The 22,601-nt window shown below is 70.7% G+C and carries 20 protein-coding genes; 12 read left to right on the top strand and 8 right to left on the bottom strand.

Translation table 11 applies throughout. The annotated features are described in order from the left end of the window. Position 1: 1 nt before the first annotated feature. Positions 2-988, bottom strand: a complete 987-nt coding sequence (locus tag ABZ725_RS19685; RefSeq protein ID WP_358803887.1) for a tryptophan dimethylallyltransferase family protein — start codon at positions 986-988, stop codon at positions 2-4. Positions 989-1,367: 379 nt separating this feature from the next. After that, positions 1,368-1,943, bottom strand: a complete 576-nt coding sequence (locus ABZ725_RS19680) for an adenylosuccinate lyase (RefSeq protein WP_358803886.1) — start codon at positions 1,941-1,943, stop codon at positions 1,368-1,370. Between the two features lie 385 nt (positions 1,944-2,328). On the opposite strand from ABZ725_RS19680, the gene ABZ725_RS19675 reads away from it, so the two are divergent. The 9 genes from ABZ725_RS19675 (at position 2,329) to pssA (ending at position 13,255) form a co-directional block, all read left to right on the top strand. Next, a complete protein-coding gene (locus ABZ725_RS19675; protein WP_358803885.1) occupies positions 2,329-4,134 on the top strand; it encodes a 3-hydroxybutyryl-CoA dehydrogenase in 1,806 nt (601 codons plus the stop codon). Between the two features lie 136 nt (positions 4,135-4,270). After that, on the top strand, positions 4,271-5,086 hold the full coding sequence (locus tag ABZ725_RS19670; protein ID WP_351905571.1) for a TetR family transcriptional regulator: 816 nt from the start codon (positions 4,271-4,273) through the stop codon (positions 5,084-5,086). A gap of 422 nt (positions 5,087-5,508) precedes the next feature. Continuing rightward, positions 5,509-6,852: a crotonyl-CoA carboxylase/reductase gene (gene ccrA, locus ABZ725_RS19665; RefSeq protein ID WP_358803884.1), complete on the top strand. Its 1,344-nt coding sequence runs from the start codon at positions 5,509-5,511 to the stop codon at positions 6,850-6,852. Between the two features lie 17 nt (positions 6,853-6,869). Beyond that, on the top strand, positions 6,870-8,909 hold the full coding sequence (locus tag ABZ725_RS19660; RefSeq protein WP_351905132.1) for a protein meaA: 2,040 nt from the start codon (positions 6,870-6,872) through the stop codon (positions 8,907-8,909). Then, positions 8,906-9,865: a CoA ester lyase gene (locus ABZ725_RS19655; RefSeq protein WP_351905135.1), complete on the top strand. Its 960-nt coding sequence runs from the start codon at positions 8,906-8,908 to the stop codon at positions 9,863-9,865. Before ABZ725_RS19660 ends, ABZ725_RS19655 begins: the two co-directional genes overlap by 4 nt. 4 nt (positions 9,866-9,869) lie before the next feature. Next, positions 9,870-10,382: a MaoC family dehydratase gene (locus ABZ725_RS19650; RefSeq protein ID WP_358803883.1), complete on the top strand. Its 513-nt coding sequence runs from the start codon at positions 9,870-9,872 to the stop codon at positions 10,380-10,382. Beyond that, complete coding sequence (locus ABZ725_RS19645; RefSeq protein WP_358803882.1) at positions 10,382-11,587, top strand: acyl-CoA dehydrogenase family protein; 1,206 nt, start codon at positions 10,382-10,384, stop codon at positions 11,585-11,587. The genes ABZ725_RS19650 and ABZ725_RS19645 overlap by 1 nt, the downstream gene beginning before the upstream one ends. Positions 11,588-11,757: 170 nt before the next feature. Then, positions 11,758-12,414: a phosphatidylserine decarboxylase gene (locus ABZ725_RS19640; protein WP_351905144.1), complete on the top strand. Its 657-nt coding sequence runs from the start codon at positions 11,758-11,760 to the stop codon at positions 12,412-12,414. 22 nt (positions 12,415-12,436) lie between these two features. Further along, a complete protein-coding gene (pssA, locus tag ABZ725_RS19635; protein ID WP_351905573.1) occupies positions 12,437-13,255 on the top strand; it encodes a CDP-diacylglycerol--serine O-phosphatidyltransferase in 819 nt (272 codons plus the stop codon). A 157-nt stretch (positions 13,256-13,412) separates the two neighbouring features. Here pssA and ABZ725_RS19630 read toward each other — a convergent pair whose 3' ends face one another. Continuing rightward, entirely contained in the window at positions 13,413-14,564 is a 1,152-nt protein-coding gene (locus tag ABZ725_RS19630; RefSeq protein WP_358803881.1) for a glycerate kinase, read from the bottom strand. Positions 14,565-14,756: 192 nt separating this feature from the next. Between ABZ725_RS19630 and ABZ725_RS19625 the strand changes: the two genes are divergently transcribed. The 3 genes from ABZ725_RS19625 (at position 14,757) to ABZ725_RS19615 (ending at position 17,180) form a co-directional block, all read left to right on the top strand. Next, positions 14,757-15,848 (top strand): ADP-ribosylglycohydrolase family protein, encoded by a 1,092-nt coding sequence (locus ABZ725_RS19625; RefSeq protein WP_358804141.1) that lies wholly within the window; start codon positions 14,757-14,759, stop codon positions 15,846-15,848. Next, the gene (locus ABZ725_RS19620; protein ID WP_358803880.1) at positions 15,845-16,357 is read left to right on the top strand and encodes an NUDIX hydrolase; all 513 of its coding nucleotides are present in this window, start codon (positions 15,845-15,847) and stop codon (positions 16,355-16,357) included. Before ABZ725_RS19625 ends, ABZ725_RS19620 begins: the two co-directional genes overlap by 4 nt. Positions 16,358-16,424: 67 nt before the next feature. Further along, entirely contained in the window at positions 16,425-17,180 is a 756-nt protein-coding gene (locus ABZ725_RS19615; protein ID WP_358803879.1) for a Sir2 family NAD-dependent protein deacetylase, read from the top strand. A 2-nt stretch (positions 17,181-17,182) separates the two neighbouring features. Here ABZ725_RS19615 and ABZ725_RS19610 read toward each other — a convergent pair whose 3' ends face one another. From ABZ725_RS19610 to lpdA, 5 genes are all read right to left on the bottom strand, one after another. Next, positions 17,183-17,728 carry a methylated-DNA--[protein]-cysteine S-methyltransferase gene (locus tag ABZ725_RS19610; protein ID WP_358803878.1) on the bottom strand — a complete coding sequence of 182 codons (546 nt, stop codon included), beginning with the start codon at positions 17,726-17,728 and terminating at the stop codon, positions 17,183-17,185. Between the two features lie 9 nt (positions 17,729-17,737). Next, positions 17,738-19,228, bottom strand: a complete 1,491-nt coding sequence (locus tag ABZ725_RS19605; protein WP_358803877.1) for an AlkA N-terminal domain-containing protein — start codon at positions 19,226-19,228, stop codon at positions 17,738-17,740. 79 nt (positions 19,229-19,307) lie between these two features. Then, complete coding sequence (locus tag ABZ725_RS19600; RefSeq protein WP_358803876.1) at positions 19,308-19,775, bottom strand: hypothetical protein; 468 nt, start codon at positions 19,773-19,775, stop codon at positions 19,308-19,310. Continuing rightward, positions 19,772-21,058: a hypothetical protein gene (locus ABZ725_RS19595; RefSeq protein WP_358803875.1), complete on the bottom strand. Its 1,287-nt coding sequence runs from the start codon at positions 21,056-21,058 to the stop codon at positions 19,772-19,774. The genes ABZ725_RS19600 and ABZ725_RS19595 overlap by 4 nt, the downstream gene beginning before the upstream one ends. A 130-nt stretch (positions 21,059-21,188) precedes the next feature. Then, positions 21,189-22,601 (bottom strand): dihydrolipoyl dehydrogenase, encoded by a 1,413-nt coding sequence (gene lpdA / locus ABZ725_RS19590; RefSeq protein ID WP_358803874.1) that lies wholly within the window; start codon positions 22,599-22,601, stop codon positions 21,189-21,191.

The following is a 22,601-nucleotide window of genomic DNA, read 5'->3' as shown; positions in this document are numbered from 1 at the left end:
CTCAGATCGCGGGTTCGGCGTACGTGTTGAACCGCAGGTAGAGACCGATGTCCGCGGGCAGGTCCGGGGAAATCGTCCGGTAGCTGCACAGTTCCTGCAGTTGCCCGGCGCCCTCCGGCAGCTCCGCCGTCAGCTGCCCCAGGATCTCGGCGTGCGGGCGCGGGTCGATCCCCTCCAGCTCCATGAGCCGGGCGACGCGTTCGGCGGCCTCCGCGTCGCTGTGGGTGTTGTCCGGCAGTCGCAGATAGACGTTGGCCTCCTCGGGGGCGGACACGCCCTCGCGGAACGCCAGGCAGGTCATCGGCTCGTTGCTCACGATGCCGCTGTCCCGCCCGTAGATGACGGCGCGCGCTCGGGCCGCCCGGGCCGGGTCGTAGCGGTGCGCCAGGTCCGCCACGGTGTCCAGCTCGGCCATCGGCATGGGTCTGTGCCGGAAGTAGACCTTCACCCGGGAGGTGTCCCCGCCGTCCAGATCGAGGGCCATGAGCTCCAGCTCATGGCCCCGGCGGACGAGTTCCTCGGCGCGCTGCGCGACCGGTTCCCAGGCCGCCGCCAGGCCCAGCCGGTGCATGGCCTGCGCCATGACGTCGTAGGCGCGGTCCAGTCCGTGCACCTGCGGGTTGAGGTAGACCTTGTAGTGCGGCCGCTCCCCCGGCCGCCAGGCCAAGGAGTGCCAGAGGGTGGCGCGGTAGCGATCGGGGGCGGACGTGATGAACAGGTCCTCGATGCCGAGGTACCGCGTGATGTCGATCCCGGGTCTGGTGGCGAGTCGCCGCGTCAGCTCCCGGCCGGCCTCCTGGCAGCCGAGCGGGGTGCCGTCGGAGCCGAGCGATTCGAACAGGATGCGGACCTCGGGCCGGCCGGCCTTCCAGCTGACGGAGAGTTCGGCGGGGAAGCCGTCGGCCGAGACGAACGAAGGCGGATCGCAGCGCGTTCCGACGGGCCGCTCGGCCCACGGGTGGAGCACTTCCCGCAGCTCCTGAAGCACGCTCTTCGTCTCCCAGGGGTCCATCCCCAGGCCCCGGCAGACTGCCGACCACTTTTCTTCCAGGAACTCCCCGAATGTTTTTGCCGGGTCTTGAGACAGTCTCAGGACTGGTATCTCGTCGGGCAGTTGTGTGCTGGTCACGGCCTATCACCCTCCACAGCCGGACTGGTCCGGCTCGTCCGCGGTCACTTCGGCAGCAGCCCGACGGGCGCGCCGAGCCATTGCAGTTCGGCCGGAAGGCGATCTTCCCCTCGCGAAGGTATTCGAATCTCGAACTAATTGGCGATAAACGCCGAGCTTCCGAATATCGGGAAAGTGAACTGCGCGCAGCGGACGGGGAGTTGGACAGCGCGCCGGAACCTGACGGTCCGGCAGCGGCTCAGCGCTGCCGGGGGATGCGCGCCAGCGCGTGCACGGCCGCCTCCGCGAGCACCGGGTGGGCGAGGGCGTCGTTCAGCACCGGGCGGGCCCGGCCGTCCCCCAGCGCGCCGAGCCCCTCCACACAGGCCAGGGCGACCCGCCGGTGCGGGTCGTGCGGCCGCAGCCGGCGGCGCAGCGTCGTGATGAGCGCGGGCACCGACTCGGGCGCGCGCAGCTCCACCAGCAGCCGGACGGGGTGCAGGGCGTAGGCGACGCGCAGTTCGTTGGTGGCCAGGGCGGCCGCGGCGCGGGCGGTGCGGGGGTCGCCGAGCCGGGCCAGCGCGTGGGCGGCGGAGGCGCAGCGCGGCGGATCGCGGTGGTTGAGCAGCAGGACGAGCGCCTCGAAGGCACGCCGGTCCCCGGCGAGCCCCAGCCGGAACGCGGCCAGCTCCCGGGCCCACAGCGGCTGCCCCGACTCGATGAGCACGTCCGCCAGTTCGTCGTGGTCCGCGGTGTCCGTCAGCCGCTCATAGGCGGCCGTCGCGCCGGACTCGCGCCGTAAGCGCTCCGTGAGTGATCGCAACTCTTCGTCCATGCAACGAGCCTAGGCGCTGGCCGCGTACGAGCCGAATACGTCACAGTCGCGAGGGCTGGCGCGCTCGTTACCCACCGGTTAAGCTCATACGAGCGAGTTACCCACTCGCTTCACCTCCTCGTGGCGGCCTGGTGACGCAGTCGCCGCGAGAAGTCGGTTCGGTACTTCGTACCGTTGTACGACCCGGCCACGGGACAGGGCCGGTCGGATCTCCCGTTCGCTCGGGGCGTGTGCACGCCCTCGGCGACGGCACCGGGCGTGTGCGCCTGCAGCCCGACCACACCCGCACTGCTTTTTCCGCACCCGGTGCGCCCAGACCTCGTAGAGGTCCCTTCGGCGCACCCGGGCGCGTTCCCAGTCGTCACCCTCAATCTGGAGTCCCGCGATGGCCGCTCCCCTGTCCGACACCCCTCTGTCCCCGCTCCGGACGATTGCCGTCATCGGCCTCGGCACCATGGGCACCGGCATCGCCGAGGTCCTGGCCAAGGCCGGTCGCGAGGTGATCGGCGTCGACGTCAGCGAGGAGCTGACCGCGCGGTCCCTCGCCGTGCTGGCGGCCTCCACCGACCGCGCCGTGCAGCGCGGCCGGCTCACCGAGCAGGAGCGCGGGGCCGCCCTGGCCCGTATCCGCGTCTCCACCGACCTGCGCGACGCGGCCGACGCCGACCTCGTCATCGAGGTGGCGCCGGAGTCGTACGAGATCAAGCAGCAGATCTTCCGCGAGCTGGACGGGATCGTGCGCCCCGAGACCATCCTCGCCACCGGCACCAACGCGCTCTCCGTCACCCGGCTCGCCGCCGACTCGGCGCGCCCCGAGCGGGTGCTCGGCCTGCACTTCTTCAACCCGGCGCCGGCGATGAAGCTGGTCGAGGTCGTCTCCTCGGTGCTGACCGCGCCCGCCGCCGTCACCGCCGTCACCAACCTCGCCCTCGACCTCGGCAAGGAGCCCGTCTCGGTCGGCGACCGGCCCGGCTTCGTCGCCGACGGCCTGCTGTTCGGCTACCTCAACCAGGCCGCCGCGATGTACGAGGCCCGGTACGCCTCCCGGGAGGACATCGACGCGGCGATGCGGCTGGGCTGCGGCCTGCCGATGGGCCCGCTCGCGCTGCTCGACCTGATCGGCGTCGACACCGCCCGTACGGTCCTGGAGGCCATGTACGCCGAGTCCCACGACCGGCTGCACGCCCCCGCGCCGATCCTGGGGCAGCTCAGCGAGGCGGGTCTGACCGGCCGTAAGTCGGGCCGCGGCTTCTACACCTACGAGGCCTCCGGCAGCGCGACGGTCGTCCCGGACGCGCTGACGCCCCTCTCCGGCGCGGCCGGGGCCGTCGGCCGTCCGGTCGGCTCCGTCGGCGTCGCGGGCTCCGGCACCATGGCGTCCGGCATCGCCGAGGTCTTCGCCAAGGCCGGCTACGACGTCGTCCTCGCCGCTCGCAGCGAGGAGAAGGCGCAGACCGCCAAGGCCCGTATCGGCAAGTCGCTTTCGCGCTCGGTCGACAAGGGGCGGCTGACCGCCGAGGCCGCCGCGCAGATCCTGGACCGGATCACCCCGGCCGGCTCCTACGACGCCTTCGCCGACGTCGATCTGGCGCTGGAGGCGGTCGCCGAGGACCTGGAGGTCAAGCAGCAGTTGTTCGCGACGCTGGACAAGGTGTGCAAGCCCGGCGCCGTCCTCGCCACCACGACCTCCTCGCTGCCGGTCGTCGCCTGCGCCCGCGCCACCTCGCGCCCGCAGGACGTCATCGGGATGCACTTCTTCAACCCGGCGCCGGCGATGAAGCTGGTCGAGGTCGTCCGCACGGTGCTGACGGCCGAGGACGTCCACGCCACGGTGCGCGAGGTGTGCACGCGGATCAAGAAGCACGCCGTCGACTGCGGCGACCGCGCGGGCTTCATCGTGAACGCGCTGCTGTTCCCGTACCTCAACAACGCGATCAAGATGGTGCAGGAGCACTACGCGTCCCTCGACGACATCGACGCCGCGATGAAGCTGGGCGGCGGCTATCCGATGGGCCCCTTCGAGCTGCTGGACGTCGTCGGACTCGATGTCTCGCTCGCGATCGAGAAGGTCCTGCACCGCGAGTTCCGCGACCCGGGACTCGCTCCGGCGCCGCTCCTGGAGCACCTGGTGGCCGCGGGCTGCCTCGGCCGCAAGACCGGCCGTGGCTTCCGCGAATATGCCCGCCGCTGAGCGGGACGGCGACTGGTTCACCGACGACCGGGACTGGGGCGGGCTGCTCGACCCCACCGGCGGACCCCCGCCCGGCGAGGGCGGGGGAAACCCCGGACACGCGCACCGAGCTGCGGACATGCAGTACGTTCGGGTCATGTCCCAGCCCGCCAGGTCCTCACGTACACCAGCCACGCCCGACGCGCCGGAGAGTGCCGCTGGCACCCGCGCGGCCGCCCAGCGGCTCAAGATGCGCCGAGAACTGGCGGCCGCGGCCATGGAGCTGTTCTCCACCAAGGGGTACGAGGCGACCACCGTCGACGAGATCGCGGCCGCGGCCGGGGTCGCCCGCCGCACCTTCTTCCGCCACTTCCGCTCCAAGGAAGAGGCGATCTTCCCCGACCACGACGACACCCTGATCCGGGCCGAGGCGGTGCTCAACGCGGCCCCGGCGCACGAGCATCCGCTCGACACGGTGTGCCGGGGCATCAAGGAGGTCATGAAGATGTACGCGGCCCGGCCGGAGATCTCGGTCGCCCGCTACAAGCTGACGCGCGAGGTGCCCACCCTGCGCGAGGCGGAGATCGCGTCGGTGGCCCGCTACGAGCGCCTCTTCACCCGCTATCTCCTCGGCCACTTCGACGAGCACGCGCACGACGACGACGCCAACGACGACCCGCTGCTCGCCGAGGTCGCCGCGTCCGCCGTGGTCACCGCCCACAACCACGTCCTGCGGCGCTGGCTCAGGGCGGGCGGCCAGGGCGATGTCGAGGCCCAGCTCGACCACGCCTTCGCGATCGTCCGCAGGACGTTCGGGACCGGCATCGGCGCCGGCCGCAGCACCGTCGGCGCCCCTCAGCAGGCCCCGGCGACGATCTCCGCGCAGGGCGAGGTGCTGGTGACGGTGGCCCGCACCGACGCGCCGCTGGACGAGGTCATGCGCGCCATCGAGCAGGCTCTCAAGGAGCGTTGAGCCACCCCGAGCTCCCCTGACCGCTGTGACGACGGCCACCCCACCGGGTGGCCGTTTTGGCATGTCGGAGCCTGTTTTCGCGCACCTTTCATGCCCCGTTCGATCGATCATCGCTCATTTGTTACGTAAAGATTTCAGCTGAGAGGAAGTTCTGGCACTCAGTGCCTTGCGGGGTGACACGCGGTGTCATACGTTGAAGGTGTCCGGGCGGCCGGCGTGCAGAGACCTTTCGTACGTCGGCTGTCCCCGCAATCTCATGGATTGCGCGCCCGGACGCCTGCGTCACAGGCAACCTCCCGCGCCACAAAGCGCTGCCGAACAGCACCACCGCCGAACCGACGGCACTTCCCCAACCCCCTCAGCAGCACCGCCGTAACCCTCAGCGCCCTTCCCTCGGGGCGCACACCGCCGGAGGCAACACCGTGACCACAAAGGACATTCTGGACGCGATCCAGTCGCCGGACTCGACGCCGGCCGATTTCGCCGCCCTGCAGCTCCCCGAGTCGTACCGCGCGATCACCGTGCACAAGGACGAGACGGAGATGTTCACGGGCCTGGAGACCCGCGACAAGGACCCGCGCAAGTCGCTCCACCTGGACGAGGTGGCCGTGCCCGAGCTCGGCCCGGGCGAGGCCCTGGTGGCCGTGATGGCCTCCTCGGTCAACTACAACTCCGTGTGGACGTCGATCTTCGAGCCGCTGTCCACCTTCGGGTTCCTGGAGCGCTACGGCCGGCTCAGCGAGCTCACCAAGCGGCACGACCTGCCGTACCACGTCATCGGCTCCGACCTCGCGGGCGTCGTCCTGCGCACCGGCCCGGGCGTCAACGCCTGGAAGCCGGGCGACGAGGTCGTCGCGCACTGTCTGTCCGTCGAGCTGGAGTCGTCCGACGGGCACAACGACACGATGCTCGACCCCGAGCAGCGCATCTGGGGCTTCGAGACCAACTTCGGCGGCCTCGCCGAGATCGCGCTGGTCAAGTCCAACCAGCTGATGCCGAAGCCGGACCACCTGTCGTGGGAGGAGGCGGCGGCCCCCGGGCTCGTCAACTCCACCGCCTACCGGCAGCTGGTCTCCCGCAACGGCGCCGGGATGAAGCAGGGCGACAACGTGCTGATCTGGGGCGCCAGCGGCGGACTCGGCTCCTACGCCACGCAGTTCGCGCTGGCCGGCGGCGCCAACCCGATCTGTGTCGTCTCCTCGCCGCAGAAGGCCGAGATCTGCCGGGCCATGGGCGCCGAGGCGATCATCGACCGCACCGCCGAGGACTACCGGTTCTGGAGGGACGAGCACCACCAGGACCCCAAGGAGTGGAAGCGCTTCGGCAAGCGCATCCGGGAACTCACCGGCGGCGAGGACGTCGACATCGTCTTCGAGCACCCCGGCCGCGAGACCTTCGGCGCCTCCGTCTACGTCACGCGCAAGGGCGGCACGATCGTCACCTGCGCCTCGACCTCCGGCTACAACCACGAGTACGACAACCGCTACCTGTGGATGTCGCTGAAGCGGATCATCGGCTCGCACTTCGCCAACTACCGCGAGGCCTGGGAGGCCAACCGGCTGGTCGCGAAGGGCAAGATCCACCCGACGCTGTCGAAGGTCTACTCGCTGGAGGAGACCGGCCAGGCCGCCTACGACGTGCACCGCAACCTCCACCAGGGCAAGGTCGGCGTGCTCGCGCTGGCCCCCGAGGAGGGTCTGGGCGTGCGCGACGAGGAGAAGCGCGCCCAGCACATCGACGCCATCAACCGCTTCCGCAACATCTGAGACTCCTGAGGTCATCGATGACTGAGCGTCAGAAGGACCGGCCGTGGCTCATGCGCACGTACGCCGGTCACTCCACGGCCGAGGCGTCCAACGAGCTGTACCGGCGCAACCTCGCCAAGGGCCAGACCGGTCTGTCGGTCGCGTTCGACCTCCCCACGCAGACCGGGTACGACTCCGACCACATCCTCGCCCGCGGCGAGGTCGGCCGGGTCGGCGTGCCGGTGGCCCATCTCGGTGACATGCGCAGGCTGTTCCAGGACATCCCGCTGGAGCAGATGAACACCTCGATGACGATCAACGCCACCGCCATGTGGCTGCTGGCGCTCTATCAGGTCGTCGCCGAGGAGCAGGGCGCGGACATCACCCGGCTCCAGGGCACGACCCAGAACGACATCGTCAAGGAGTACCTGTCCCGGGGCACGCACGTGTTCCCGCCGGGGCCGAGCCTGCGGCTGACCACGGACATGATCGCGTACACGGTCTCCCACCTGCCGAAGTGGAACCCGATCAACATCTGCAGCTACCACCTGCAGGAGGCCGGGGCCACGCCGGTGCAGGAGATCTCGTACGCGATGTCCACGGCGATCGCCGTGCTGGACGCCGTCAGGGACTCCGGGCAGGTGCCGGCCGAGAAGTTCGGCGACGTCGTCGCCCGCATCTCGTTCTTCGTCAACGCGGGCGTCCGCTTCGTCGAGGAGATGTGCAAGATGCGCGCCTTCGGCCGCATCTGGGACCAGGTCACCCGTGAGCGCTACGGCATCGAGGACGCCAAGCAGCGCCGGTTCCGCTACGGCGTCCAGGTCAACTCCCTCGGCCTGACCGAGGCGCAGCCGGAGAACAACGTCCAGCGGATCGTGCTGGAGATGCTGGCCGTGACCCTGTCGAAGGACGCACGCGCGCGTGCCGTGCAGCTGCCCGCCTGGAACGAGGCGCTCGGCCTGCCCCGGCCCTGGGACCAGCAGTGGTCGCTGCGCATCCAGCAGGTCCTCGCCCACGAGAGCGACCTGCTGGAGTACGAGGACATCTTCGAGGGCTCGCACGTCGTCGAGGCGAAGGTCGCGCAGCTGGTCGAGGACTCCCTCGCGGAGATGAAGCGGATCGAGGCGATGGGCGGGGCGATGGCCGCCGTCGAGTCCGGCTACCTCAAGTCGCAGCTCGTCTCCTCGCACGCCGAGCGCCGGGCGCGGATCGAGTCCGGCCAGGAGAAGATCGTCGGCGTCAACGTCTTCGAGACGACCGAGCCCAATCCGCTGACCGCCGATCTCGACACGGCGATCCAGACGGTCGATCCGGCGGTCGAGACCCGCGTCGTGGCCGCCCTGCAGAACTGGCGCGACACCCGCTACCAGCCGCCCTTCAACCACCCCCGCCCGTGCAAGGCGCTGGAGCGGCTGAAGGAGGCCGCGAAGGGCACCGGCAACCTCATGGAGGCCACCCTGGAGTGCGCCCGCGCCGGGGTCACGACCGGCGAGTGGGCCGGGGCGCTGCGCGAGGTGTTCGGCGAGTTCCGGGCGCCGACCGGCGTGTCGTCGGCCCCGGTCGCGGTGCCCGCGGAGGAGGGTTCGGCCATGGCCGACGTCCGCCGCCGGGTCGAGGCGACCGCACAGGACCTCGGCGTCGGCAAGCTGCGGTTCCTGGTCGGCAAGCCCGGTCTGGACGGGCACTCCAACGGCGCCGAGCAGATCGCCGTACGCGCGCGTGACGCCGGGTTCGAGGTGGTCTACCAGGGCATCCGGCTGACGCCCGAGCAGATCGTGGAGGCCTCGCTGGAGGAGGACGTCCACGCCGTGGGCCTGTCGATCCTCTCCGGCTCGCACGCCCAGCTGGTCCCGGACGTGCTGGAGCGACTGCGTGTGGCCGGAGCCACAGACATACCCGTGATCGCCGGTGGGATCATTCCGAACGGAGACGCCGAACAGCTGAGGGCTGCGGGCGTGGCCGCGGTCTTCACCCCGAAGGACTTCGACATCACCGGAATCATCGGCCGCATCGTCGACGAGATCCGCAAAGCGAACAAGCTCGCCCCCCTGCCCGACCCCCTGGAGGTCCCCGCATGACCGTCAACCGTCTGCGTCCCCGCCGCTCCTGTCTCGCGGTACCGGGCAGCAACCCCCGCTTCCTGGAGAAGGCGCAGGGACTCCCGGCGGACCAGGTCTTCCTCGACCTCGAGGACGCGTGCGCGCCGCTCGCCAAGCCCGAGGCGCGGCACACCATCGTCAAGTTCCTCAACGAGGGCGACTGGACGGGCAAGACGCGGGTGGTCCGGGTCAACGACTGGACGACCGAGTGGACGTACCGCGACGTCGTGACGGTGGTCGAGGGGGCCGGCCCGAACCTCGACTGCATCATGCTGCCGAAGGTGCAGAACGCCCAGCAGGTCGTCGCCCTCGACCTGCTGCTGACGCAGATCGAGAAGACGATGGGCTTCGAGGTCGGCAGGATCGGCATCGAGGCGCAGATCGAGAACGCGCAGGGCCTGAACAACGTCAACGAGATCGCGCAGGCCTCGCCGCGCATCGAGACGATCATCTTCGGCCCGGCCGACTTCATGGCGTCGATCAACATGAAGTCGCTGGTCGTGGGCGAGCAGCCGCCCGGCTACCCGGCGGACGCCTACCACTACATCCTGATGAAGATCCTGATGGCCGCCCGCGCCAACGACCTCCAGGCGATCGACGGCCCCTACCTGCAGATCCGCAACGTGGAGGGCTACCGCGCGGTCGCCCAGCGCGCCGCGGCCCTCGGCTTCGACGGCAAGTGGGTGCTGCACCCGGGCCAGGTCGAGGCGTCCAACGAGATCTTCTCGCCGTCGCAGGACGACTACGACCACGCCGAGCTGATCCTGGACGCGTACGACTACTACACGTCCGAGGCGGGCGGCAAGAAGGGCTCGGCGATGCTCGGCGACGAGATGATCGACGAGGCCAGCCGCAAGATGGCCCTGGTCGTCTCGGGCAAGGGCCGCGCCGCCGGCATGAAGCGCACCACCACGTTCGAGATCCCGGAGGCGTGACGCGATGCAGTTCGGGCGCACCTACGAGGAGTTCGAGGTCGGGGCGACGTACAAGCACTGGCCGGGAAAGACGGTCACGGAGTACGACGACCACCTCTTCTGTCTCCTCACCATGAACCACCACCCGCTCCACATGGACTCCAACTATGCGGAGAAGACGACGGACTTCGGCAAGAACGTCGTCGTGGGCAACTACGTCTACTCCCTCCTGCTCGGCATGTCCGTGCCGGACGTCTCCGGCAAGGCGATCGCCAACCTGGAGATCGAGTCGCTCAAGCACGTGGCGCCGACCTTCCACGGCGACACGATCTACGGCCAGACGACCGTGCTCGACAAGTGGCCGTCGAAGTCGAAGGACGACCGCGGGATCGTGTACGTCGAGACCAAGGGCTACAAGCAGGACGGCACGCTCGTGTGCGTGTTCCGCCGCAAGGTGATGGTGCCGACCGAGACGTACATCAAGGAGCGCGGCGGCGAACAGCCCGGCCGCCCGGAGCTCAAGGAGCAGGAGAAGTAATGGCACGCCTGGCTCAGACCGCCGGTCTCACCGACGTCCAGCAGGAGATCCTCTCCACCGTCCGCGACTTCGTGGACAAGGAGATCATCCCGGTCGCGACCGAGCTGGAGCACCGCGACGAGTACCCGCAAGCGATCGTGGACGGCCTCAAGGAGCTGGGCCTGTTCGGTCTGATGATCCCCGAGGAGTACGGCGGCCTGGGCGAGTCGCTCCTCACCTACGCGCTGTGCGTGGAGGAGATCGCCCGCGGCTGGATGTCGGTCTCCGGCATCATCAACACGCACTTCATCGTGGCGTACATGCTCAAGCAGCACGGGACGCAGGCGCAGAAGGACGAGTACCTGCCGCGGATGGCGGCCGGCGACGTCCGCGGCGCGTTCTCGATGTCGGAGCCGGGCCTCGGCTCGGACGTGTCGGCGATCACTTCGAAGGCGGTGAAGGACGGCGAGGAGTACGTCCTGAACGGCCAGAAGATGTGGCTGACGAACGGCGGCACGTCGTCCCTGGTGGCCGTCCTCGTGCGAAGTGACGAAGGACACCCGGAGGGCACCGCGCCCCACAAGTCGATGACGACCTTCCTGATCGAGAAGGAGCCCGGCTTCGGTGAGGTCCGCCCCGGCCTGACCATCCCGGGCAAGATCGAGAAGATGGGCTACAAGGGCGTCGACACCACCGAGATGATCATGGACGGGCTGCGCCTGCCCGCCGATCGCGTGCTCGGCGGGGTCACCGGCCGAGGTTTTTACCAAATGATGGACGGCGTCGAGGTGGGTCGGGTGAATGTGGCGGCGCGTGGCTGCGGCGTCGCCCAGCGTGCCTTCGAACTGGGCGTCTCGTACGCCCAGCAGCGGCACACGTTCGGCAAGCCGATCGCCCAGCACCAGGCGATCCAGTTCAAGCTGGCCGAGATGGCTACCAAGGTCGAGGCCGCCCATGCGATGATGGTGAATGCTGCACGCAAAAAGGACTCCGGGGAGCGAAACGACCTCGAGGCCGGCATGGCGAAGTACCTGGCCTCCGAGTACTGCAAGGAGGTCGTGGAGGACGCCTTCCGGATCCACGGGGGCTACGGTTTCTCCAAGGAGTACGAGATCGAGCGCCTCTACCGGGAGGCCCCGATGTTGCTGATCGGTGAAGGCACCGCCGAAATCCAGAAAATGATCATCGGACGCAGACTGCTCGAGGAGTATCGGTTCCAGGGCTGATTGTCCGGGTTGGGGGTGTTTTCTTCGAGAAGAAGATCACACCCTGTCAACTTCCCTCAGCCGTCGACTCGGCTTCCTGGCTTACCCAGTTGTGGCCCCGAACCGCTACCATCGCGGAAAGCCGCCGTCCCCCCGTCGAAGCGCGGCATCATCCGCTACGAAGGTCATCCATGCCCCACAGCCAAACCTCTGCACACCGCGACAGCCTGGTGGGCGCACGCCTCGCGCGCGGAGCATCGCCGTGGCTCCTGCCGACCGTCGCCACCGCAGCCGTCAGCCTTCTGCGCGCCCGCCGCTCGGGCGTTGCCAAGGCCGTCGCCGTGCCCGCCACCGCTCTCGCGGCGGGCATGCTGTGGTTCTTCCGCGACCCCGAGCGCGAGATCGCCCAGGGCCGGGTCATCTCCCCGGCCGACGGTGTGGTGCAGAGCATCATGCCGTGGAAGGACGGGCGCACCCGGGTCGCGATCTTCATGAGCCCGCTCAACGTCCACGTCAACCGCGCGCCGCTGGCCGGCACGGTGACGTCCGTCGAGCACATCCCCGGCGGGTTCGTTCCGGCGTTCAACAAGGAGAGCGAGAACAACGAGCGCGTCGTCTGGCACTTCGACACCGAGCTCGGTGACATCGAGATGATCCAGATCGCCGGCGCCGTCGCCCGCCGTATCGTCCCCTACCTCCCCGAGGGCACGAAGGTCGAGCAGGGCGAGCGGATCGGCCTGATCCGCTTCGGCTCGCGCGTCGACATCTACCTGCCCGAGGGCGTGGAGGTCGCGGTCGAGGTCGGGCAGAAGACCACGGCGGGGGTGACTCGCATTGACCGTGATTGACCCGGAGACACAGGCCGGCTGGGTGCCGGAGGCCGACGAGGTGGACGAAGAGGAGGAGATGCCCCTCTCTCTCCGCCTGTCGATAGCGGACACCCTCACTCTCGGCAACGCCACGTGCGGCTTCATGGCGGTCTACTTCACGACCACCGGCATCCTGATCCCGCACCTCACCGACAGCCAGGAGTCCGGCATGGCGCGCAACAGCGCAGCCACGGCGGTCATCCTGATGCTCTGCGCGGCGGTCTTCGACCTGTTCGACGGCCTGGTCGCGCGCAAGCTGCGCTCCTCCCCCATGGGCGCGGAGCTGGACAACCTCTCGGACCTGGTCAGCTTCGGCCTGGCGCCGGCGTACTTCGTCCTCGTCTACGGCATGGTGGCGGACGACGCGTACCAGCGGGTCGCCGCGGTCGGGGCGATCGTGGTGCTGCTGGCGGTGGTGCTGAGGCTTGCGAGATTCTCGTGCGTCACGGTCAAGGACGGCACCTTCCAGGGCATGCCGTCGCCGTTCGGCGCGTTGACGGTCGTCTCGATCGTGCTCCTGGAGCTGCCCTTCGCGGCGACGCTGATGGCCATCCTGGGCACCGCCTGGCTGATGGTGAGCCGCGTCGAGTACCCGAAGCCGCGCGGCCGGCTCGCCGGCGCGATGCTCTCCTGGATCGTGCTGTCGATGGGTCTGCTGGCGGCCTGGGCGTTCGACGCCCCGGGCGGTCAGCTCCTGCTCCAGACGGGCTGCGCGCTCCAGCTGGTCATGGGTGCGGTCATCCCGCTGTTCGCCACGGCCCGCCGGGTGAACAACTTCCGCGACAACCGACGTGAGGCCCGGGCGGCGCAGGCCCCCTGATCCTCGTCCCCTCGCGAAACGGGTGTGGCCCGAGCCTCTTCAGGCTCGGGCCACACCCGTTTCGCATGCTCTGTGCATGCCGCGTGCTCAGCCCCGGCGCTCACCGGCGGTGCCCAGGCCCCCGCGGTGCTCAGCAGCGGTGCTCAGCCCTTGGCCCTCAGGTGAGAAAGTCCCGCGCGATCCGCTCCGCGACCCGCTCCAGGATCGGTCCGGCGTCCGTGATGCAGGTGGCGACGTCCGGTTCGACGTCGGTCAGCGGGTACGCCCGGCGGATCCCGGCCCGCCCCAGCTCCACCGGCGGCAGGGCGAGCCGGCCGCAGACCGCGACGACCTCCTTGCCGGCCGCCCGGGCGGCCGCGGCGACGCCCGCGGGGGCCTTGCCGTGCAGGGTCTGCTCGTCCAGCGACCCCTCGCCGGTGATCACCAGCTCGGCCCGCTCCAGCGCGGGCGCGAAGCCCAGCACGTCGAGCATGACCTCGATCCCCGCGCGGAAGCGGGCGCCGACGAGCAGCGCTCCGTAGCCGATGCCGCCCGCGGCGCCCGCGCCCGGCGCGACGGCGTACTCCGCGGCCTTCGACCCGAGCTCCTCCTCCAGCACCTTCGCGTAGTGCGCGAGCGCCGCGTCCAGTGCCTCGACGTCGTCCGGCGAGGCGCCCTTCTGCGGCCCGTACACCGCCGGTGCGCCCTTGGGGCCGGTCAGCGGGTTGTCGACGTCGCTCGCCAGGACCAGTTCCACGGCGGAGAGGCGGGGGTCCAGTCCCGACAGGTCAGCGCGGGACAGCTCCGCGAGGCCGCCGCCGCCCGGCGCCACCGGCTCGCCCTCCTCGTCGAGGAACCGCGCGCCGAGCGCGGACAGCATGCCCGCACCGCCGTCCGTGGTCGCGCTGCCGCCGACGCCGAACACGATCGTCCGCACACCGGCGTCCAGCGCGGCGCGCAACAGCTCCCCGGAGCCGTACGTCGACGCCGTGAGCGGTGCGTAGACGCCGGCCGGGAGTCTCTGCAGTCCGCTCGCCTCCGCCATCTCCACGACCGCGGTGTCGCCGCGCACCGCGAAGGCGGCGGTGACCTCGTGCCCGAGGGGCCCGGCGACCCGCACCTCCCGGCGCTCGAAGCCGGCCGCGACCGCCGCGGCGACGGTCCCGTCACCGCCGTCGGCGACGGGCAGGGCCTCCACCTCGACGTCCGGCACGACCCGGCGCAGCCCGGCCGTCACCCGCTCGGCGACCTCCACGGCCGTCAGCGAGCCCTTGAACTTGTCCGCGGCCACGAGTACCCGTCGGGTGCCCTGCGCTGCAGCGTCCGCCACCTTGCATCCCCTTGCTCTACGGGCCCCACGCACATCGGGGCCAGTCGCGCGCCGCTGCGACCTTAACCGGCGGACGCCCCCGCCGTCATGCGGTGACCGGACCCTGGAACAAGCCTGAGCGCCGTCTGTGGGGCCGTCGCAACCCGCGCGCGTGCGCCCGCAATCGGGTAGACCGGAAGCATGACCACAGCCATGACGCGGGTGGGCGGCAAGGCGGAACTCGCCGACCGCGTCCTCGGAGGCTGGCTCGGCCGGATCGCGGGCAACATGCTCGGCAAACCGGTCGAGCAGGGCGAGGTGTGGACGCGCGAGCGCATCGACGGCTATCTGCGGCGGGCCGACGCCCTGCCGCTCACCGACTACCTGCCCGAACCGGCCACCGAGGAGGACGCCCGGCGGCTGCGCCCCGAATGGCGCAGTTGCGTCCGCGGCCGCATCCACGGCAGCTGCCGCGACGACGACGTCGACTACGCGATCCTCGGCCTGGACCTGCTGGAGACGTACGGCTTCGGCTTCAGCACCGAGCAGGTCGGCGACCTGTGGCTGCTGCGGCTGCCGTTCCTGCAGACGTACACCGCCGAGCGCGCCGCCTACCGCAACCTCGCAAGCGGCCTCAGGCCGCCGCTGACGGCCACCTACGACAATCCGTACCAGGAGTGGATCGGCGCCCTGATCCGCGCCGACGTCCACGGCTGGACCTGCCCGGGCCGCCCCCACCGCGCCGCCTCGCTCGCCCGCCGGGACGCGGTGCTCTCGCACACCGGCAACGGCGTGTACGGCTCGATGTTCGCGGCCGCGCTGATCTCGGCGGCGTTCACCGCGCCGACGGTGCGCCACGCGCTGGACGAGGCGCTGGCCGTCGTCCCGCCGCGCAGCCGCCTGGCCCGTACCGTGCGCCGGGTCGTCGCCCTCCACGACAGCGGCCTGGCCTGGGAGGACACGCTCACCACGCTGGCCCGGGAGACGGCGGGCCTCGGCTGGATCCATGTCGTCCCGAACATCGCCGTCCTCACCGCCGGGCTGCTGTACGGCGACGGCGACTTCACCCGCACCGTCACGCTCACCGTGCGCGGCGGACTGGACACCGACTCCAACGGGGCGACGGCCGGTTCGGTGGCCGGCGTCCTGAGCGGCGCGGCGGCGATCCCGCCCCGGTGGACGGAGCCGTTGCAGGACACCGTGCGCAGCGCCGTGTTCGGCTTCGACGGCGTGCGCATCAGCGAGCTGGCGGAGCGGACGGTACGGCTGGCCGACGCCCCGACGCCCCCTACCCTTCCTGCATGAGCACCTCCAGCAAGCCCGACAGCGGGTCCGACTTCGCCGCGTACGTGGCGTCCCTGCCCAGAGTCCTGGCCGGCGCCGCCGCCCTCTTCCGCGACGCCGAGGGGCGCGTCCTGCTCGTCGAGCCCAACTACCGGGCGGGCTGGGCGCTGCCGGGCGGCACGATCGAGTCCGACGAAGGCGAGAGCCCGCGGCAGGCCGCGCGCCGCGAGACGCTCGAGGAGATCGGCCTCGACCGCCCGCTCGGGCGGCTGCTCGCGGTGGACTGGGTGCTCGGCCCGGGCCGCCCGCCGCAGGTGGCGTATGTGTACGACGGCGGCGTCCTCGGCGCGGACGACCTCGGGGCGATCCGGCTGCAGGAGTCGGAGCTGCTGTCCTGGCGGCTGGTCGGGCGCGAGGAGATCACCGACTTCCTGCTCGGCTCACTGGGCCACCGGGTCCTGTCCGCGCTGGACGCGCTGGCCGAGGGCTCGGTGACGGCGGAGCTGGAGAACGGCCGCCCCGCCCGCTGACCGCTCCCCGCCGTCCACCCCGATATCCGCTCGCGGCCCTCGGCTCCCCCGACCTACGCTCGCACCCATGAGCAAGCCCCTTGTCGCCATTCTCAGCGGGGCCGGGGTCTCCACGGACTCCGGCATCCCCGACTATCGCGGTCCGAACGGTGTGTGGCGGAAGGATCCCGAGGCGGAGAAGCTCGTCACGTACGAGTACTACATGGGCGATCCGGAGATCCGGCGGCGGTCCTGGCAGCTGCGGCGCAGGAACCGGGCCCTGACGGCCGAGCCGAACGCCGCGCACCGGGCCGTCGTCGACCTGGAGCGCTCCGGCGTGCCGGTGCGGGTGATCACGCAGAACGTGGACGGGCTGCACCAGCTCGCCGGTCTGTCCGCCCGCAAGGTGCTCGAACTGCACGGCACCGCACGGCAGTTCGTGTGCACCGAGTGCCCTGTGCGCGGTCCCATGGAGGACGCCCTCGCCCGCGTCGAGGCCGGTGAACCGGACCCGCCGTGCCTGGAGTGCGGCGGCATCCTGAAGTCGGCCACGGTGATGTTCGGCCAGCGCCTCGACCCGGTGGTCCTCGGCGAGGCCGTCGCCATCACCAAGGCCTGCCAGGTCTTCGTCGCCGTCGGCACCAGCCTCCAGGTGCAGCCCGCCGCCGGGCTGGCCGGCGTCGCCGCCGACCACGGGGCCCGGCTGATCATCGTCAACGCCGAGCCGACGCCGTACGACGACCTCGCCGACGACGTCGTCCGGGAGCCGATCGGGACGGCCCTGCCGAAGCTGCTGCGGGAGCTGAGCGCCGACGGCGGCGCACAGGCCTCGCCCCCACGGTAAGGCTAGAACAGCGTCGCTTCGTCCGGGGCCGCACCGCTCTCGAAGTCCAGCAGGCGCTGTTTGCGCTCCAGGCCGCCGCCGTAGCCGGTGAGGCTGCCGCCGGCGCCGATCACTCGGTGGCAGGGCACGACGATGCCGACGGGGTTCTTGCCGTTGGCGAGGCCCACCGCGCGGGAGGCCGACGGATTCCCGAGGGCTTCGGCGAGTTCTCCGTAGGTGCGGGTCTCGCCGTACGGGATTTTCCGCAGTTCGGCCCAGACGGTGCGTTGGAACGGGGTTCCATGCAGGTGGAGTTCGAGGGTGAACTCCTTCAACTCACCGGAGAAATACGCCTCCAGCTGGGATTCGGTCTCACCGAACAGCGAGTCGTCGCGGGGGCCGAAGGTCTCCTCCGGCGGACGGTGGCGCTGTTCGGTCATGTAGAGGCCGCACAGGACGCCGTCGTCGGCCACGAGGGTGAGGGGGCCGTACGGGCTGTCGATGATCGTGTGCCGTTTCTGCTGCTGTTGCTGCTGCCGCGACGGCGGCGGCGATTTCTGCGGGTTCACTGAACGTCCTTAGACAGGAATGAAGTTGATCGGGTGGCTGTCGGTCGCCCAGAGGTACTGGACGGCGTACGCGCGCCAGGGGCGCCAGGCCGCCGCGCGGGCGGTGAGCGCCGCCGGGGTGGAAGGCAGGCCCAACTCCTGGGCCGCACGCCGGATTCCGAGGTCGGTGGGGAGAAACGCGTCGGGGTCGCCGAGGGCACGCATCGCGATGACGTCGACCGTCCAGGGACCGAAGCCGGGCAGGGCCAGAAGCCGGGCGCGGGCCTCGGGCCAGTCGCTCTCCACACCCAAGTGCAGTGTGCCGTCCGCCAGTTGACGGACGAGCGTGGTGAAGGTGGCGCGGCGGGTGCGGGGCATCGCCAGGGACTCGGGGTCCACGGCGGCGAGCGCCTCGGGGGCCGGGAAGAGGTGGGTGAGGCCGCCTTCCGGATCGTCGACCGGTTCGCCGTGCGCGGTGACCAGACGGGCCGCGTGGGTGCGGGCCGCCGCGGTGGAGACCTGCTGGCCCAACACGGCGCGTACGGCGAACTCGGCCTCGTCGACCGTGCGCGGCACCCGGCGGCCGGGGGCCTTGTCCACCAGGGGCGCGAGCAGCGGGTCCGTGCGCAGTTGGTCGTCGACGGCGACCGGGTCGGCGTCCAGGTCGAGCATGCGCCGGCAGCGGCTGATGGCGACGGTGAGATCGCGCAGGTCGCTGAGGGTGAGGCGGCAGCCGATGTGGTCGGGGTTCGGGGTGAGCGCCACGATGCCGTGCCCGTAGGGCAGTCGCAGCGTGCGCCGGAACGCGCCGTCGCGCCACTCCTCCACGCCCGGGACGCCGGTCGCGGCGAGGTGCCCGAAGAGGTTGTCGGGGTTGAGGGGCGCGCGGAAGGGGAGGCGGAGCGTGAGCGTGCCGGGAGTGGCCGGGCGGGTCGAGGGGTTCTTCCGGGGGACGCGGGCACGGAGTTCGCTCGGGGACAGTGCGAAGACCTCGCGCACGGTGTCGTTGAAGGTGCGGATGGAGGCGAAGCCGGCCGCGAACGCCAGGTCCGCCATGGGGAGTTCGGTCGTCTCGATGAGCAGGCGTGCGGTCTGCGCGCGCTGGGCGCGGGCCAGCGCGAGCGGTCCTGCGCCGAGTTCGGCGAGGAGTTGGCGCTCCACCTGGCGGGTGCTGTAGCCGAGGCGGGCGGCGAGGCCGGGCACGCCGTCGCGGTCGACGACGCCGTCGGCGATCAGGCGCATGGCCCGGGCCACCAGATCGGCGCGCTGGTTCCACTCCGGGGAGCCCGGGGTGGTGTCGGGACGGCAGCGCTTGCAGGCGCGGAAGCCGGCCTGCTGGCAGGCGGCGGCGCTCGGATGGAAGACCATGTTCCCGGGCTTGGGCGGCACCACCGGGCAGCTGGGCCGACAGTAGATTCCGGTGGTCAGGACGGCTGTGAAGAACCAGCCGTCGAACCGCGCGTCCTTCGACTGCACGGCGCGCACACAGCGCTCGCGATCGGTGTACATCCCGTTCTGCATACGTCCAGCATCGACCAGCCACCGACCCGCCGCTGGCGAGAATCCGACATCGACCTCATGGGTGCTGCGCCGCGGCCTGTCAGATCTCGGCTCTCTGCCACGACGCCAGTGACCAGATGACGAACACGTCGATCGCCATGACGACGACCGACCAGAGCGGCTCGTACGGCAGGAAGAGGAACTGGGCGACCAGGCTCAGCGCGGCCAGCAGGATGCCGGTGAAGCGGGCCCAGGTCATCCCCTTGAGGAGGGCCGCGCCGGTCGCCGCCGCGACGGCTCCGAGGACGATGTGGATCCAGCCCCAGCCGGTGAGGCTGAGCTCGTAGACGTAACTGCCGACGCGGGCGTAGACGTCGTCGTCGGCGACGGCCGCGATGCCCTGGAGGACGGCGAGCACCCCGCTGCACAGCATCAGGACGCCGGCGAAGACGACGCCGGCGCCGGTCCGGCCGTCGTGCGGGGCCGCCCGGTGTGGTCCGCCGCGCGGGGTGGACCACGCGGTGCCGATCTCTCCGTGCGGGTCTCCGGTCGGGGTCTGCGAGCTCATGCGGGGCTGTCCTTTCGGCGGGGCCGGGTCGCGAGGAAGTCGACGACGCCCAGCGCGAAGAGCAGGGCGAGGGCCAGGCCGATGACGACCCAGCCGGTCGGGTACGGCCACAGGAGAAAGGCCAGGACGGCGCCCGCGGCCAGGATCCAGGTGATCCAGGTGCGGTAGCGGTCGACGAACGGGCCGACGGGACCGGTACGCAGTCCCGCGTGATCGGCGGTCGCGCGCACGGCGCCGATGCCCGAGTGCCAGAGCCGCCGTACCAGGGCGGCATGGCGGCCGGGCCCGGTCAGCCAGGCGGCGATGGCGATCACCACGCCGAGGGCGACCACCGACCGCACGGAGGTGCGCAGGAAACGGGTGAGCGTGTCGTACACGGACCCGGCGGCCGACTGGGAGACGCCGGCCGGGAGGGCGTCCAGGTAGACGACCCGGAAAACGGTCAGCGCGACGCCCAGGAGGAGGGTGGCGAAAGCGAAGCAGAGCGCGGCGACGATCAGGACGCGGCGGCGGTGCGCCGAGAGCAGGACGCCTGCCGCCACCAGCAGGACCGCGATCACGGGCAGCCAGAGACCGGCCAGCTGGAGCAGCCGGAAGTAGGTCTTGACCTTGCCGATGTCCTCGGACTCGACGACCGTGAAGTTCGTGTGGATCTCGGGGATCTTCCCCGCGACCGTCATCCCGGAGTCGACCAGTCGTTGCTTGACCTGGTCGACGACCGGGGCGAGGTCGACGGTCACCGTGTCGTTCTCGATCTTCACCGCGCCGCCGCCGCTGCCCGTGAGGGCCTTCTCGACGGAGCTGTGGATCCGGCGGTTGGCATCGACCCAGATCTTCTGGAAGGCGTCGGAGGCCACGACCGCCTGGGCCTTGTCGTGCACGAAGCTGCGGAGGGCGCTCTCGAGCGAGGGACCGAGCCTGCCGAGGGCCTTCTCCAGCAGCGGACGCTGGGCCGGGACCACGTCCTGCAGGAGTGCGGTGAGGTCCAGGCGGTCCATCACCGCGTTCGTCACGCGGGTGGCGGCCGCGTTCTGGACATCCTTGTCGGAGGCCAGCGGGCGGACGGTGTCGACATAGCGGCCGGTGTCGCCCACGATGCTCGAGGTCCAGGCCGCCACCAGGCCCAGCGGGGCCAGGACGCAGCCGAGGACGATGAGGACGACCGCGACGATCGAACGGACCCGGTGATGGGTGGGACGACGGGTGCGCTCCTCCTCCAGGGCCGCGATGCGGGCCCTGAGTGCCTCCAGCTCCGCGTCGGTGGGGCCACCGCTTTCCGGCATGGCGGGCTCCCTCGCCGTCGGTCCGGTCCGGGGTCGGGCCGGTGGATGCCAGCACATCCCGGCCGTACGGCGGCGGCGAGCGTGGCGGTGCCGTTCGGGTGAACGGCACCGCCGCAGGCGGTACGCGGAGCTACATGTTGATCATGTGGCCGGCCAGGCCGTGCACCGCCTCCTTGACGGCCTCGCCCAGGGTCGGGTGGGCGTGGACGTTGCGGGCGACCTCGTGGACGGTGAGGTCCCACTGCTGGGCCAGGGTCAGCTCGGGCAGGAGTTCGGTGACGTCGGGGCCGATGAGGTGGCCGCCGATGAGCTCGCCGTACCTGGCGTCGCTGATGAGCTTGACGAAACCGGTCGCGTCGCCGAGACCGTGCGCCTTGCCGTTCGCGGTGAACGGGAACTTCGCGACCTTGACGTCGTAGCCGAGCTCGCGGGCCTGGGCCTCGGTGTAGCCGAAGCTGGCGATCTGGGGCTGGCAGTAGGTGGCGCGCGGGATCATCGCGTAGTCGAGTTCCATGGTCTCGGCGTCGGCGAGGGTCTCGGCGGCGATCACGCCCATCGCCTCGGCGGCGTGCGCGAGCATCAGCTTCGCGGTGACGTCTCCGATGGCGTAGAGGTGCGGCACGGAGGTGCGGCAGCGGCCGTCGACGTCGATCGCGCCGCGCTCGGTGACCTTGACGCCCGTGTTCTCCAGGCCGTAACCGGTTACGTTCGGCGCGAAGCCGATCGCCTGCAGGACCTTGTCGGTCTCCAGGACCTGCTGCGCGCCGTCCTTGCCGGTGACCGTGACCCGCACCCGCGGGCCGGACTCGTCGATCGACTCGACGCGGGTCGAGGTGAGCACGTCGATGCCCAGCCTCCGGTACTGCTTGGCGAGTTCGGCGGAGACCTCGGCGTCCTCCAGAGGGGCCACGCGGTCCAGGAACTCGACGATCGTGACCTTGACGCCGTAGTTGTGCAGCACGTACGCGAACTCGATGCCGATCGCGCCGGCGCCCGCGATCACGATGGACTGCGGGAGTTCCTCGGCGAGGATCTGCTCCTCGAACGTCACCACGCGTGCGCTGCGCTTGGTGCCGGGCAGCAGCCGGGGCGTCGCCCCCGTGGCGATGATGCAGTGGTCGAAGCCGATGGTGCGGGTCTCGCCGTCGTAACCGGTTACCCGCAGCGTGCGGTCGTCGACGAACGCGCCGCGGCCGTCGAACTCGGTGATCTTGTTCTTCTTCATGAGGTAGTGGACGCCCTTGACCCGGCCGTCCGCGACCTTGCGGCTGCGGCGGTACGCCTCGCCGTAGTCGAAGGAGACCTGTCCCTCGACCTTGATGCCGAAGGTCTTCGCCTCACGCGTGACGATGTGCGCGAGTTCGGCGTTGCGCAGCAGGGCCTTGGTGGGGATGCAGCCCACGTTCAGGCAGACGCCGCCCCAGTACTTCTCCTCGACGACCGCGACGCGCTTGCCCAGCTGGGCGGCCCGGACCGCGGCCACGTAGCCGCCGGGACCGGCGCCCAGGACCACGACGTCGAAGCGTTCGTCCTGCTCGACCAT

The organism is Streptomyces sp. NPDC006872 (assembly GCF_040635845.1).
Lineage (GTDB): Bacteria > Actinomycetota > Actinomycetes > Streptomycetales > Streptomycetaceae > Streptomyces.
The sequence above is the reverse complement of the archived record's forward strand: the minus strand, read 5'-3'. Positions and strand labels throughout refer to the sequence as shown.

Bases quoted from the DNA above. Each gene is read 5' to 3' on its own strand.
- ABZ725_RS19680 (WP_358803886.1), bottom strand. From the start codon at position 1,943: ATGGACGAAGAGTTGCGATCACTCACGGAGCGCTTACGGCGCGAGTCC.
- ABZ725_RS19675 (WP_358803885.1), top strand. From the start codon at position 2,329: ATGGCCGCTCCCCTGTCCGACACCCCTCTGTCCCCGCTCCGGACGATT.
- ABZ725_RS19670 (WP_351905571.1), top strand. From the start codon at position 4,271: ATGTCCCAGCCCGCCAGGTCCTCACGTACACCAGCCACGCCCGACGCG.
- ABZ725_RS19660 (WP_351905132.1), top strand. From the start codon at position 6,870: ATGACTGAGCGTCAGAAGGACCGGCCGTGGCTCATGCGCACGTACGCC.
- ABZ725_RS19655 (WP_351905135.1), top strand. From the start codon at position 8,906: ATGACCGTCAACCGTCTGCGTCCCCGCCGCTCCTGTCTCGCGGTACCG.
- ABZ725_RS19650 (WP_358803883.1), top strand. From the start codon at position 9,870: ATGCAGTTCGGGCGCACCTACGAGGAGTTCGAGGTCGGGGCGACGTAC.
- ABZ725_RS19645 (WP_358803882.1), top strand. From the start codon at position 10,382: ATGGCACGCCTGGCTCAGACCGCCGGTCTCACCGACGTCCAGCAGGAG.
- ABZ725_RS19640 (WP_351905144.1), top strand. From the start codon at position 11,758: ATGCCCCACAGCCAAACCTCTGCACACCGCGACAGCCTGGTGGGCGCA.
- ABZ725_RS19625 (WP_358804141.1), top strand. From the start codon at position 14,757: ATGACGCGGGTGGGCGGCAAGGCGGAACTCGCCGACCGCGTCCTCGGA.
- ABZ725_RS19620 (WP_358803880.1), top strand. From the start codon at position 15,845: ATGAGCACCTCCAGCAAGCCCGACAGCGGGTCCGACTTCGCCGCGTAC.
- ABZ725_RS19615 (WP_358803879.1), top strand. From the start codon at position 16,425: ATGAGCAAGCCCCTTGTCGCCATTCTCAGCGGGGCCGGGGTCTCCACG.
- ABZ725_RS19605 (WP_358803877.1), bottom strand. From the start codon at position 19,228: ATGCAGAACGGGATGTACACCGATCGCGAGCGCTGTGTGCGCGCCGTG.
- ABZ725_RS19600 (WP_358803876.1), bottom strand. From the start codon at position 19,775: ATGAGCTCGCAGACCCCGACCGGAGACCCGCACGGAGAGATCGGCACC.
- ABZ725_RS19595 (WP_358803875.1), bottom strand. From the start codon at position 21,058: ATGCCGGAAAGCGGTGGCCCCACCGACGCGGAGCTGGAGGCACTCAGG.
- lpdA (WP_358803874.1), bottom strand. From the start codon at position 22,601: ATGGTCGAGCAGGACGAACGCTTCGACGTCGTGGTCCTGGGCGCCGGT.